Source organism: Anoxybacillus tepidamans PS2 (genome assembly GCF_000620165.1).
GTDB classification, from domain to species: domain Bacteria; phylum Bacillota; class Bacilli; order Bacillales; family Anoxybacillaceae; genus Anoxybacteroides; species Anoxybacteroides tepidamans_A.
The window spans coordinates 14957-28074 of record NZ_JHVN01000028.1 but is presented as its reverse complement, the minus strand read 5'-3'; the positions used below and the strand labels follow the sequence as shown (position 1 = coordinate 28074).

9 protein-coding genes and 10 tRNA genes are annotated in these 13118 nt (G+C 41.5%); 15 read left to right on the top strand and 4 right to left on the bottom strand.

All coding sequences use genetic code 11. The annotated features are described in order from the left end of the window. Position 1 precedes the first annotated feature (1 nt). From N667_RS0116080 to N667_RS0116035, 10 genes are all read left to right on the top strand, one after another. A tRNA-Met gene (locus N667_RS0116080) sits at positions 2-78 on the top strand. A 7-nt stretch (positions 79-85) separates the two neighbouring features. Then, a tRNA-Asp gene (locus N667_RS0116075) sits at positions 86-161 on the top strand. A 9-nt stretch (positions 162-170) separates the two neighbouring features. Continuing rightward, positions 171-246, top strand: a tRNA-Phe gene (locus tag N667_RS0116070). 36 nt (positions 247-282) lie between these two features. Beyond that, positions 283-358, top strand: a tRNA-Thr gene (locus tag N667_RS0116065). A gap of 7 nt (positions 359-365) precedes the next feature. Then, a tRNA-His gene (locus N667_RS0116060) sits at positions 366-441 on the top strand. 14 nt (positions 442-455) lie between these two features. Next, positions 456-526: transfer RNA gene (locus tag N667_RS0116055), tRNA-Gly, on the top strand. A 9-nt stretch (positions 527-535) separates the two neighbouring features. After that, positions 536-609, top strand: a tRNA-Ile gene (locus N667_RS0116050). Between the two features lie 10 nt (positions 610-619). Continuing rightward, positions 620-694: transfer RNA gene (locus N667_RS0116045), tRNA-Asn, on the top strand. Between the two features lie 3 nt (positions 695-697). Beyond that, positions 698-790, top strand: a tRNA-Ser gene (locus N667_RS0116040). A gap of 13 nt (positions 791-803) precedes the next feature. Beyond that, a tRNA-Glu gene (locus N667_RS0116035) sits at positions 804-875 on the top strand. Between the two features lie 253 nt (positions 876-1128). On the opposite strand, the gene N667_RS0116030 is transcribed toward N667_RS0116035, so the two are convergent. Next, positions 1129-2088: a cation diffusion facilitator family transporter gene (locus N667_RS0116030; RefSeq protein WP_027410490.1), complete on the bottom strand. Its 960-nt coding sequence runs from the start codon at positions 2086-2088 to the stop codon at positions 1129-1131. A 204-nt stretch (positions 2089-2292) separates the two neighbouring features. On the opposite strand from N667_RS0116030, the gene glgB reads away from it, so the two are divergent. From glgB to N667_RS0116005, 5 genes are read left to right on the top strand one after another with little or no spacing between them, the layout of a single operon-like run. Then, positions 2293-4236, top strand: a complete 1944-nt coding sequence (gene glgB, locus N667_RS0116025; RefSeq protein ID WP_035099152.1) for a 1,4-alpha-glucan branching enzyme — start codon at positions 2293-2295, stop codon at positions 4234-4236. Further along, a complete protein-coding gene (locus tag N667_RS0116020; RefSeq protein WP_027410488.1) occupies positions 4187-5350 on the top strand; it encodes a glucose-1-phosphate adenylyltransferase in 1164 nt (387 codons plus the stop codon). The genes glgB and N667_RS0116020 overlap by 50 nt, the downstream gene beginning before the upstream one ends. A gap of 6 nt (positions 5351-5356) precedes the next feature. Beyond that, positions 5357-6385 carry a glucose-1-phosphate adenylyltransferase subunit GlgD gene (gene glgD / locus N667_RS0116015; protein ID WP_027410487.1) on the top strand — a complete coding sequence of 343 codons (1029 nt, stop codon included), beginning with the start codon at positions 5357-5359 and terminating at the stop codon, positions 6383-6385. Further along, positions 6382-7833, top strand: coding sequence for a glycogen synthase GlgA (glgA, locus tag N667_RS0116010; protein WP_027410486.1), 1452 nt, complete (start codon positions 6382-6384; stop codon positions 7831-7833). The genes glgD and glgA overlap by 4 nt, the downstream gene beginning before the upstream one ends. After that, positions 7823-10222 (top strand): glycogen/starch/alpha-glucan phosphorylase, encoded by a 2400-nt coding sequence (locus N667_RS0116005; RefSeq protein WP_027410485.1) that lies wholly within the window; start codon positions 7823-7825, stop codon positions 10220-10222. Before glgA ends, N667_RS0116005 begins: the two co-directional genes overlap by 11 nt. Positions 10223-10257: 35 nt before the next feature. Here N667_RS0116005 and N667_RS0116000 read toward each other — a convergent pair whose 3' ends face one another. From N667_RS0116000 to N667_RS0115990, 3 genes are all read right to left on the bottom strand, one after another. Further along, a complete protein-coding gene (locus tag N667_RS0116000) occupies positions 10258-11052 on the bottom strand; it encodes a TIGR00266 family protein (protein WP_027410484.1) in 795 nt (264 codons plus the stop codon). 125 nt (positions 11053-11177) lie between these two features. After that, positions 11178-11945, bottom strand: coding sequence for a yteA family sporulation protein (locus N667_RS0115995; RefSeq protein WP_027410483.1), 768 nt, complete (start codon positions 11943-11945; stop codon positions 11178-11180). 80 nt (positions 11946-12025) lie between these two features. Beyond that, entirely contained in the window at positions 12026-12961 is a 936-nt protein-coding gene (locus N667_RS0115990; protein ID WP_027410482.1) for a 1,4-dihydroxy-2-naphthoate polyprenyltransferase, read from the bottom strand. Positions 12962-13118 lie beyond the last annotated feature (157 nt).

The following is a 13118-nucleotide window of genomic DNA, read 5'->3' as shown; positions in this document are numbered from 1 at the left end:
TCGCGGGGTGGAGCAGCCTGGTAGCTCGTCGGGCTCATAACCCGAAGGTCGCAGGTTCAAATCCTGCCCCCGCAACCAATTAAATGGTCCCGTAGTGTAGTGGTTAACATGCCTGCCTGTCACGCAGGAGATCGCGGGTTCGAGTCCCGTCGGGACCGCCATTGAAGCATGGCTCGGTAGCTCAGTCGGTAGAGCAAAGGACTGAAAATCCTTGTGTCGGCGGTTCGATTCCGTCCCGAGCCACCATTTATATGTTATTTAGTATAGTTGAAAAATTACAATGCCGGCTTAGCTCAATTGGTAGAGCAACTGACTTGTAATCAGTAGGTTGCGGGTTCAAGTCCTGCAGCCGGCACCATGTAATGGCGGCTATGGCGAAGTGGTTAACGCACCAGATTGTGGCTCTGGCATTCGTGGGTTCGATTCCCACTAGTCGCCCCATACATAAATTATATGCGGGTGTAGTTTAGTGGTAAAACCTCAGCCTTCCAAGCTGATGTCGTGGGTTCGATTCCCATCACCCGCTCTTGAAGGAGGGCCTATAGCTCAGCTGGTTAGAGCGCACGCCTGATAAGCGTGAGGTCGGTGGTTCAAGTCCACTTAGGCCCATCTTATTCATTCCGCAATAGCTCAGCGGTAGAGCAACCGGCTGTTAACCGGTAGGTCGTAGGTTCGAATCCTACTTGCGGAGCCATCGGGAGAAGTACCCAAGTGGCTGAAGGGGACGGTTTGCTAAACCGTTAGGTCGCGTTTTTGCGGCGCGCGGGTTCAAATCCCGCCTTCTCCGCCAGTTTGAAAGTCGTGGCCCGTTGGTCAAGTGGTTAAGACACCGCCCTTTCACGGCGGTAACACGGGTTCGAATCCCGTACGGGTCATCTTAAAAACGCTATGCAGAAAACGCATAGCGTTTTTTGTTTTTTAATCGCTTCTTTCACTCACTGTGTTACCGTGTAATTTTTGAATTAAAGCAAATAGGGGGGACGTGTACCTTTATCGATAAGCTAGAGGGTGCAAACCGTACTTTTATTGTTTATGTATTCCCCCTATTGCTTGCTGGTTGATGAAAAAGTAAAAAGCCGGCCAGCGCCTAAAAGACCGGCTTTGTGTAGAATCGAGGGTTTTAGTTTGTTATTTATTTTTTTCTTGCATGTTTTCAATTTTTTGTTCTAGAAATTTTCTCCCATAATCCCCATGATTGTGAAACGAAGCGTGTTCAATTTGAATGGTTATATGCTTAATTCCATATTTGTTTTCTAACATTTCGTTAATTGCTAAAATAACACAAAAAGGTTGAATGTGCTCATTAATAAAAACGTGGGCTGTTAAAGAGTAATGATCAGTGGAAATAGCCCAGACGTGCATGTCATGCACATCTTCCACTCCTTCAACGCTACCGATATCTGCACGGATTTGATCAAGATCAAATTGTTGCGGAACGGAGTCCATCAAAATTAAAAACGATTCACGGGTAATTTTAGCTCCCCCCGTACAAATGATTGCACCAATAATTATGCTAATAAGAGGATCGACAAAATAAAAATCGGTGAAATAGATGATGACTGCTGAAATGATGACACCAATTGAACTGAGCAGATCACCGATAAAATGCCACAATGCACTCTTTACGTTTAAATTTTCCTCCTCTTTTGTACTTCGGCTAAGTACGATTGTTAATATAATATTCACTACGAGTCCAATCGAAGAAACGGTAATCATTAATTGAAAGTCGATAGATTCTGGATGGATAAAGCGTCGAATCCCCTCTACAAAAATTCCGAGTGCTATGATTACAAGGGTAAGTCCATTTAAGAACGAAGCGATAATTTCAAAACGCAAATATCCGAATGTAAATCTTTTATTAGGTGGTCTTGCGGCTAAGTATAAGGCGACCATGCTAAGACCGAGTGCCAGGACATCCGAAGCCATATGGGCTGAATCAGACAACAAAGCAAGGGAGTTAGACAGAAGGCCTCCAATAATCTCAACAAGTGTAAAAAAAAGCGTTAATACAAGAGTGATCCAAAGCGTTTGTTTTGATTTGCTTTGTTCTTTAACGTGGGGAAGATGGTGGTAATCATATTGATTCATAATACACCTCTTTATTTATATTTATTATTATAAGATACTTATTATAAATTATATGATAAACACTTAAAAATGACAAACAGTAGTTTAGTCAATCTTTTCGTATACATGTGTTGAAAGTTGTCAAAAAATATAAACATTTTTTATCAAGGAATTTACTGCTGTGCATGGAATATATTGATTAACTGTAAAAATCTAAACGAAAGGATGCGATGCTTTTTGATAGCAACAAATCCAACAGATTTTGAAATCCATTTGTTTCACGAAGGAAGTCTATATAAAAGCTATGAATTATTTGGTGCACATGTGATGAAACAAAATGATGTAATTGGTACAAGGTTTTGTGTGTGGGCTCCTCATGCGCGCGAAGTTCGGCTCGTAGGGAGCTTTAACAATTGGGACGGAAGAAACCATCCCCTTATGAAAGTAAGTGGACAAGGAGTATGGACGATTTTTGTTCCTGAAAATTTAGAGGGGCACTTATATAAATATGAAATCATTACACCGAGCGGGCGTGTCTTATTAAAAGCGGACCCGTATGCATTTTTTTCGGAATTGCGTCCTCATACGGCTTCCATTGTATACTCTTTAAAAGGATATAAATGGAACGATAAAGGATGGCAGCGAAAAAAAATGAGGAAGCCGATCTATGATCAGCCTTTATTTATTTATGAACTACATCTCGGTTCGTGGAAAAAGAAAAAGGACGGAAGCTTCTATACTTATCGAGAACTTGCCGATGAGCTTATTCCATACGTAGTAGAACAAGGCTTTACACATATTGAATTGTTGCCCTTAGTTGAGCATCCGTTTGACCGTTCGTGGGGATACCAAGGAACGGGATATTATTCTGCAACAAGTCGCTATGGAACTCCGCACGATTTGATGTTTTTTATTGATCAGTGTCACCAAGCGGGAATTGGAGTTATTTTAGATTGGGTTCCCGGCCATTTTTGTAAGGATGAGCATGGGCTATATATGTTTGACGGGGAACCAACGTACGAATACGCTAATATGCAAGATCGAGAAAACCCTGTATGGGGAACGGCCAACTTTGATTTAGGAAAACCTGAGGTGCGCAGCTTTCTCATTTCTAACGCATTGTTTTGGATGGAATATTTCCATATTGATGGATTCCGTGTCGATGCGGTGGCTAATATGCTATATTGGCCGAATAGCAGTGTGCTTCATAAAAATCCGTATGCTGTAGAGTTTTTACAGAAGTTAAACGAAGCTGCCTTTGCTTATGATCCATCTGTATTAATGATTGCAGAAGACTCGACGGACTGGCCCCGTGTGACAGCACCGACGTATGAGAACGGATTAGGATTTAACTATAAATGGAATATGGGATGGATGAATGATATTTTAACATATATGGAGGCAGCGCCTGAACATCGCAAATATTTGCATAATAAAGTGACGTTTTCACTTTTATATGCTTATTCAGAAAACTTTATTTTGCCTTTTTCACATGATGAAGTCGTACATGGAAAGAAATCATTGTTAAATAAAATGCCGGGCGAATATGAGCAAAAATTTGCCCAGTTGCGTCTGTTATATGGATATTTAATCACACATCCAGGAAAAAAATTGCTGTTTATGGGCGGGGAGTTTGGGCAGTTCGATGAGTGGAAGGACTTGGAGCAGCTGGATTGGATATTATTTGACTTTGAGATGCACCAAAAAATGAATGCGTATGTGAAAGAATTAATAAAGTTTTACAAACGTTATAAACCGCTCTATGAGCTTGATCATCATCCTGAAGGATTTGAGTGGATTGATGTAAATAATGCTGAACAAAGCATTTTTTCTTTTATTCGCAAAGGCAAAAAGGAGAATGATATACTCGTTGTCGTCTGCAATTTTACGGGAACGGCGTATCACGATTACAAAGTGGGGGTTCCGCTTCTTGCTGCTTATAAGGAAGCGTTTAATAGTGATGCTTTAACATATGGGGGATCTGGATATGTTAATAAAAAAACAATGATCGCTGTTGAGGAACCGTTTCATGGGAAGCCGTATCATATTAAAATGACGATTCCGCCATTTGGAATTTCTATATTGCGTCCAATGAGAAAACGAGGGGAGAGAAGCACGAATGATAAAGAAAAAGTGCATCGCCATGTTATTGGCAGGAGGGCAAGGTAGCAGGTTAAACTCACTAACGAAACACCTTGCTAAACCAGCGGTCCCATTTGGCGGGAAGTACCGCATTATCGATTTTACGTTAAGTAATTGCACGAATTCTGGAATAGATACTGTTGGTGTATTGACTCAATATCAGCCACTTCTATTGCATTCGTACATTGGCATTGGAAGTGCATGGGATTTGGATCGAAAAAACGGTGGCGTTACCGTTTTGCCACCTTATTCAGAATCATCGGGGGTAAAATGGTATGAAGGAACAGCGAATGCCATTTACCAAAATATCAATTATATTGAGCAGTACGACCCTGATTATGTACTTATTCTTTCGGGAGATCACATTTATAAAATGAATTATGCAAAAATGCTCGATTATCATATTGAAAAGAAAGCAGATGTCACGATCTCTGTCATCGAAGTGCCATGGTCGGAAGCGAACCGTTTTGGCATTATGAATACAAATGAGCAAATGGAAATTATTGAATTTGAGGAGAAGCCAGCGGCGCCGAAAAACAATCTTGCTTCGATGGGGATTTATATTTTTAATTGGCAAGTTTTAAAACAATATCTAGAAATGGATAACGCGAATCCAAACTCGAGCCATGATTTTGGAAAAGATGTCATTCCGTTATTGTTAAAGGAGAAGAAACGGCTTGTTGCTTATCCGTTTAAAGGGTATTGGAAGGATGTAGGGACGGTCAAAAGCTTATGGGAAGCAAACATGGATTTATTAAACCCTAAAAGCGAGCTAAATTTATTTGACCACTCATGGCGAATTTATTCGGTCAACCCTAATCAACCGCCTCAATATATTGCTCCTGATGCGTCCGTCCTTGATTCACTTGTAAATGAAGGATGCGTTATTGAGGGACATGTGGAGCACTCTGTTGTGTTTCAAGGGGTTCATATTCAAGAAGGGGCATTTGTAAAGGAATGTGTTGTAATGCCTGATGCGGTAATTGGAGCAAACGCATATATTGAAAAAGCGATAGTGCCATCAGCGGTGGAGATTCCATCTGGAATGATCGTTCGTCCTTCAGAGCCTGAAGAAGATATTATTCTTGTCACTAAAGAATGGATACAAGCAAATAGCCCGGAAACCGTCGAGAAAGGATGAGCAACGATGAATAAAATGATGTTAGGTGTAATTGATGCGACAACATATATGGAACCGCTTCATGAACTTACGTTACAACGTTCGATTGCAGCTATCCCATTCGCAGGAAGATATCGACTTATTGATTTTGTATTATCAAATATGGTCAATTCAGGAATTGAGAGTGTAGCCATCTTTCCTAAATATCAATATCGTTCATTAATGGATCATTTAGGTTCAGGTAAAAATTGGGATTTAGATAGAAAGCGTGATGGGCTATTTTTCTTTCCCTCTCCAGATTTAAATATTCCGTCTCCTCATCTTGGGGCTTTTCAACATTTCGAGCAGCATGTTGATTATTTTTTGCGCAGCAAGCAAAAATACGCGCTTATTTGCAACAGTTACACTGTTTGCAATATTGATTACCGGCACGTTTTACAGCGGCATATTGACAATCAATGCGATATTACCGAAGTGTGCTACCAGGGCCGTTCGCTTGAAATGTTCATTTTGGAAACATCGCTCCTTCTTGATCTAATTGCCAATCGGATCCATACGGGATATAACAGCATTATGGATGTAGTTTGCGATCATCTTCATCAGCTAAAAGTTTGCCAATATGAGCATCATGGCTATGTAGCTGTCATAGATTCCATTGAGAGCTATTTCCGACATAGTTTGGAATTGTTAAATCCAACAGTTTGGCAACAGCTATTTATTAAGTCGCGCCCGATTTATACGAAAGTAAAAGATGAGCCGCCGACGAAATATACGAGCGATGCCGTTGTTAAAAACTCAATTATTGCTAATGGATGTGTTATTGAAGGACATGTCGAAAACAGCGTTATTTTCCGAGCTGTGAAAATCGGAAAGGGGAGTGTTGTGAAAAACAGCATTATTATGCAAAAAAGCCAGATTGGCGAGCAGTGTGAGTTAGAAGCAGTTATCGTCGATAAAGATGCTAAAATCGAGGATCATGTAAAAATATGTGCGACAGAACAACAACCGTTCGTCGTTCGCAAAGGAACTGTACAAGGAGCGTTGATGAGCCAGTGAAAATTTTATTCGCAGTGTCAGAGTGTGTACCGTTTGTAAAATCCGGCGGTTTGGCAGATGTAGCAGGGGCGTTGCCGAAAGAGTTGAAGCGGCTAGGAACTGATATTCGTGTCATATTGCCGAAATACGGAATGATTCCAGAGCGGTTCAAAAAACAAATGAAGAAGATAGCCGAACTTGTTGTTCGAGTAGGGTGGAGACGGCAGTATTGCGGAATTGAAACGCTAACATATGAAGGTGTTACTTATTATTTTGTCGATAATGAGTATTATTTTAAGCGCGATGGATTATACGGACATTATGATGATGGAGAGCGATTTTCTTATTTTTGCCGCGCGGTATTGGATGCTCTTCCTGCCATTTCGTTTCAGCCGGAAATCATTCATTGCCACGACTGGCATACAGGTATGATTCCGTTTTTGTTGCGGGAAGAATATAAAAAGAATTCGTTTTATAGAAACATTCGTTCTGTATTTACAATTCATAATTTACAGTTTCAAGGAATTTTTCCGCGTGAAATTTTGGGAGATTTGCTTAACTTAAGCGACCAATATTTTACGATCGATCATGTGGAGTTTTATGGAAATGTAAGCTTTATGAAGGCGGCGCTTGTGTCTTCGGATATTATCACAACTGTTAGCCCAACCTATAAAGAGGAAATTCAGACAGAGTATTATGGTGAAAAGCTCGACGGGCTTTTGCGGGCACGCCAACGCGATTTAGTAGGTATTTTAAATGGAATTGATGATGAACTTTACAACCCTAAAAAAGATCCGTACATTGCGCTTCCGTATGATCAATCAACAATTGCTCGGAAAGAGGTTAATAAACAAGCGCTCCGCCAAAAATTTGCACTTCCAAGCGCAGAAGATACTCCAATTATTGCGATGGTTACGCGGTTAACGAAACAAAAAGGCTTGGATTTAGTAAAATGCGTGTTTCATGAAATCATTGCAGAAAATGTTCAATTTATCGTTCTTGGAACAGGAGACCCAGAGTTTGAGCATTTCTTCAATGAAATGGCGATTACATATCCTAATCAAGTAAAAGTATATATCGGTTTTAATGAAGAGTTAGCTCACCAGATATACGCTGGCGCTGATTTATTCTTGATGCCATCGCAGTTTGAGCCATGCGGATTAGGACAGCTTATTGCGCTCAGATATGGAGCGATTCCAATTGTGCGCGAAACAGGCGGATTAAATGATACGGTGCAGTCGTTTAATGAATTTACCGGCGAGGGCAACGGATTCAGTTTCAAAAACTTTAATGCCCACGATATGCTGTATACGATTCGGCGGGCGCTTGGATTTTATCATCAAAAAGAAACTTGGGAAAAACTTGTGGCATCGGCGATGGACCGCGATTACAGCTGGGCGCAGTCAGCGTTTAAGTACAATCAGCTTTATGACGAATTAATGGCTGGGAGTGGGAGTCGTGTTCTCTAACAAAGAAGAATTTAAAACAGTTTTTTTAAAAAAATTGGAAATGATGTATGGAAAGCGATTTGAGGAATCGACCGTACGCGATCAATACCATACGTTAGGGAATATGGTTCGCGAATATATAAGCCGAGACTGGATTCGAACAAATGAGCAAAGTCGCGCTAAAAATCATAAGCAAGTATATTACCTATCCATTGAGTTTTTGCTTGGTCGTCTTCTTGGCAGCAATTTATTAAATCTTGGAATTCGTGGTGTGGTCGAAGAAGGGCTGAGGGAGCTAGGCATTGATCTCGGAGAAATTGAGGAAAGTGAGGCGGATGCAGGACTTGGAAATGGAGGTCTTGGCCGCCTTGCCGCTTGTTTTTTAGATTCTCTTGCATCCCTTAACTTGCCAGGGCACGGATGCGGAATACGCTACAAGCATGGATTGTTTGACCAAAAAATTGTGGACGGATATCAAGTAGAGCTGCCAGAGCAATGGCTTAGACATGGGAATGTGTGGGAAGTAAGAAAAGAAGACTTAGCAGTGGAAGTGAATTTTTGGGGGAAAGTGGAAGTGTCACATGAAGGCGGCCGGCTTGTATTTCGTCATGTTGACAGTGAAAAAGTAATGGCCGTCCCTTATGATATGCCTGTCATCGGGTATGGCACAAGAACCGTAAACACTCTTCGCCTTTGGAGTGCGGAGCCTTCTAAAACATTTCCAACAAATAAAAACGTGATGCAGTATAAGCGGGAAACAGAGGCGATTTCCGAGTTTTTATATCCCGATGATACTCATGACGAAGGAAAAATTTTACGCCTTAAGCAACAATACTTTCTTGTCGCTGCTAGCGTTGGAAGCATCGTGCGTGCCCATCGCCGCCAGTATGGACATTTGCGCGATCTTCATAAATATGTAGCGATTCATGTGAATGACACCCATCCTGTTTTAGCGATCCCCGAGTTGATGAGAGTGTTGTTAGATGAAGAAGGGATGAGCTGGGAGGATGCGTGGCATATCACCACGAACACGATTTCTTATACCAATCATACAACGTTGTCGGAAGCGCTAGAAAAGTGGCCAATTCATATTTTCCAGCCGTTGCTTCCGCGCATTTATATGATTGTCGAAGAAATTAACGAACGTTTTTGCCGTGAACTTTGGAGTCAATATCCAGGCCAATGGAAACGAATTGAGGAGATGGCGATTATTGCTCATGGACTTGTTAAAATGGCGCATTTGGCGGTGGTTGGCAGCTATAGTGTAAACGGGGTGGCAAAGCTGCACTCGGAAATTTTAAAGCATCGGGAAATGAAGCTTTTTTATGAGGTGTTTCCACAAAAATTTAATAATAAAACGAACGGGATTACACATCGCCGTTGGCTATTAAAAGCGAATCCACAGCTTTCCACATTGATTACAAATGCGATAGGAGATGGATGGGTGAGAAATCCCGAGCTGTTGCTTGATTTAAAGCCATACGCAGATGACCGCTCGTTTCAACAGGAATTAGGAAAAGTAAAGCAACAGCGAAAAGCGATGTTGGCAAAACGCATTTATGAACAGACAGGCATTTCAGTGGACGAATCTTCCATTTTTGATGTGCAAGTAAAACGACTTCACGCTTATAAACGCCAACTATTAAATGTGCTGCATATTATGCATTTATACAACCGTTTGAAAGAAGATTCCAGCTTTTCGATCTACCCGCGCACGTTTATTTTCGGGGCAAAGGCATCGCCAGGCTACTATTATGCGAAGCGAATTATCAAGCTCATTAATTCACTTGCTGACAAAGTTAATCGAGATCCGCAAACAAACGAGCAGCTAAAAGTGATTTTCCTCGAAAATTATCGCGTTTCTTTAGCGGAAGAGATTTTTCCGGCCGCGGATGTCAGTGAACAAATTTCAACAGCGAGCAAAGAGGCATCGGGAACAGGCAATATGAAATTTATGATAAACGGTGCGGTGACGATTGGAACACTGGACGGAGCGAATATCGAAATTCTTGAAGCGGTAGGCAAAGAAAATATTTTTGTATTTGGATTAACGGCTGAAGAAGTATTGCATTATTATCAAAATGGCGGCTATCGGGCGCATGAATACTATCATCATGACCGAAGAATTAAACAAGTGGTCGACCAGCTCGTGAACGGATTTTTCCCGGATGCCCATGATCATTTTGAACCGATTTATGATTCTCTCTTAATGCAAAATGATGAGTATTTTGTGCTGCGTGATTTTGCTTCATATGTTGAAGCGCAAGAGCGGGTGACAGAGGCGTATCAAAATCGGGAAAAATGGCTAAAAATGAGCGTTATCAATATCGCGCACTCTGGCTATTTTTCAAGCGATCGGACCATTCAAGAATACGCGAGCGGAATATGGAAAATCGAACCTTTTAAATAACAAAACGGAGGGCATTTCGCCCTCCGTACATAGCATTAGTCATCTCCATTAAGCAAATCGCCGATCGTGCCAAGAATGCTTCCTTCGCCAACAGAACGGCCCCCTGCAGAAGGGGCAGCTGCAATAACACGATCAGCCAAGCGGCTGAACGGTAATGATTGCACCCACACGGTTCCGGGACCTGTTAATGTGGCAAAAAAGAGCCCTTCTCCGCCAAAAAAGGCGGTTTTAATTTTGCCGACATATTCGATATTGTAGTTAACCTCTTTTGTCATTGCCACTAAGCAGCCTGTATCGATACGCAATTTTTCTCCCGGCTGCAGCTCTCTCTTATAAATAGTTCCTCCAGCATGTAAAAAGGCTAGCCCATCGCCTTCAAGTTTTTGCATGATAAATCCTTCTCCGCCAAAAAAGCCTGTACCAAGTTTGCGCTGGAAATCAATGCCGACAGAAACACCTCTGGCAGCGCAAAGAAATGCGTCTTTTTGGCAAATTACCTTTCCCCCTAGTTCGCTTAAATCAATTGGAATAATTTTTCCTGGATATGGAGCAGCAAAAGAAACACGGCGTTTTTCAGCGCCATTGTTGGTAAAGACCGTCATAAATAAGCTTTCCCCTGTTAAAAGCCGTTTTCCAGCGCCGACAAGTTTATTAAAAAAACCTTTGCTAGAGCTCGCTCCATCTCCAAAAACGGTTTCCATTTCAATTCCATCTTCCATCATCATCATTCCGCCCGCTTCTGCGATGACACTTTCCTGAGGATCAAGTTCAATCTCTACAAATTGCATGTCATCGCCATACAATTTATAATCAATTTCATGCGCATTCATTTCTTTCACCTCTATTTAGTTTTTGTAATGTATACATTCTTCTATTACGTGTAGTTATCCTGTTTAGTTTCAAAAATAAGTAAAGACCATTGCCGCAAATGTATGCAGCTTGATGGTCTTCGCATTTATTTTTGTCTTTTTTTAGCCGCTTCTTCAGTATAAGGATCTTTTTCATAAGCAGGTAAATCGCCGATGTTGGACATTATTTCTTCGTTATCAAGTATATGTTCAAATTCTTCATGCTCTGGCGTCGGATAAATGGCCATCGGCTGACCGTATAAATCAACGGCGGCAAAGTTTTCAAAATCCTCGACATATCCGATGTTCTCTTTCGATTCTGTGTACGCTTCATTATAATGATCAACGTCCTGCCATAAATCTGACGGGGTGTCGGATGATCCATAGCGTGCCACTTCTTGCCAAGCATCTTCCGCATCATATGCCACAACATCTCGATCGTCAAAGTCAAATTTTCCGAAAGGAGGCATTAATACTCCTTCCTCAAGAGGACGCTGTTGCGACACCGTTTGATCCGGGCTATGCTCTTTACAGAAGGTAGTCGTTGGTAATGCTTCGAGCCTTTCGAATGGAATTGCTTTTCCACATTTTTCGCATATGCCATACGTTCCGTTATCGATCGCTGCGAGCGCTCGTTCAATTTCTTTTAGTTCTCTTTCGGTATGTTCATTGAGCGCAAAGTCTTTTTCTCTTTCGTACAACTCTGTCGCTTCGTCGGCTGGATGGTTGTCGTAGCTAGCTAATTCACCGACGGCATCGTGAGCATGGCTTCGTTCCATACCAAAATGATCATTTTTATGAAGCCGTTCTTCTACCTCTTGTTTTGCCTTAAGAAGTTGCGTGCGGAAGGCGGATAGTTGTTCATTTGTTAGCATTGGGAGATTCTCCTTCCTAAATAAGCCTTTATGATGTAGTATGAACGAAAAATAAAAAAAAACACGGTCAAATAACCGTGTTACAACCAGTGACTAATCAAAAGGCCAATTGCTAATAAAAAACCAAACTGTGTATTTGTTTGCGCAGTTGCTTTCATAGCTGGCATCATTTCAATCGGTTTTGTTTTTCCAATAAACCCTTTAATCGCAGTGATCGCTTTTGGCACGCTCAAAAACACAAGCAACGTCCAAGGAGAAACAACGTGCAACGCCACTAATCCGATCATCCAAGCAAACGAAGCGGTAAACATTCCTCCTAATATGCGGATCGAGTTTGACCGGCCGACTAAAATGGCGAGTGTTTTTCGTCCATGTTTTTGGTCGCCGTCAAGGTCGCGAATATTATTGGCTAATAAAATAGCACCAACTAGAACGGCAATCGGAATGGAAATAACTACAGGAGCGATTGTGATACTACCTGTTTGTATAAAGAAGGAAATCAAAATAATGATGAGTCCCATAAAAAATCCTGCTGCCAGTTCGCCAAAAGGTGTATATGCAATTGGAACAGGACCGCCTGTGTAAAAATATCCTGCCGCCATACAAATGGTGCCCACTACTGCTAGCCACCAGCTGCTATTCATGCAAATATATACCCCAATGAGCATAGCCATAGCAAAAAATGAAACTGCTAGTAAAAGTACTGTTTTGGGAGCGATGCCTTCACGGACAATGGCGCCGCCGATCCCGACCGATTCGGCGGAATCTAGACCGCGCTTATAATCGTAATACTCGTTAAACATATTCGTTGCCGCTTGAATTAGTAAAGATGCAATGAGCATGGCGATAAATAAAGAGATGTGAACCGTCGTCTCCCGGAAAGCAAGCGCCGTGCCAATTGATACTGGAACGAAAGCGGCGGTTAGCGTATGAGGGCGAGTGAGCCTCCACCATACACGCCAATCCCGGCTGTATTTTAATGTAGATGCTTGTTGTTTAGGTAATGGTGATTGCATAAATCATACCCCTCGTATTAGGATAAAATAAAAGAGTTGTTCAAAAAAGATTCAAAATAAGTGTAGGTAAACGTTTAAAAGGTGTCAACCCCTTAAGAATAGATAAATTATTTCCTATTTTATATAATGGAAAGTGATACAAGGTCTTCACGCATTT

Excerpts from the sequence above, each read along its gene's own strand:
- glgD (WP_027410487.1), top strand. The coding sequence starts at position 5,357 with ATGAATAAAATGATGTTAGGTGTAATTGATGCGACAACATATATGGAA.
- glgB (WP_035099152.1), top strand. The coding sequence starts at position 2,293 with ATGCGATGCTTTTTGATAGCAACAAATCCAACAGATTTTGAAATCCAT.
- N667_RS0116030 (WP_027410490.1), bottom strand. The coding sequence starts at position 2,088 with ATGAATCAATATGATTACCACCATCTTCCCCACGTTAAAGAACAAAGC.
- N667_RS0115990 (WP_027410482.1), bottom strand. The coding sequence starts at position 12,961 with ATGCAATCACCATTACCTAAACAACAAGCATCTACATTAAAATACAGC.
- N667_RS0116000 (WP_027410484.1), bottom strand. The coding sequence starts at position 11,052 with ATGAATGCGCATGAAATTGATTATAAATTGTATGGCGATGACATGCAA.
- N667_RS0115995 (WP_027410483.1), bottom strand. The coding sequence starts at position 11,945 with ATGCTAACAAATGAACAACTATCCGCCTTCCGCACGCAACTTCTTAAG.
- N667_RS0116020 (WP_027410488.1), top strand. The coding sequence starts at position 4,187 with ATGATAAAGAAAAAGTGCATCGCCATGTTATTGGCAGGAGGGCAAGGT.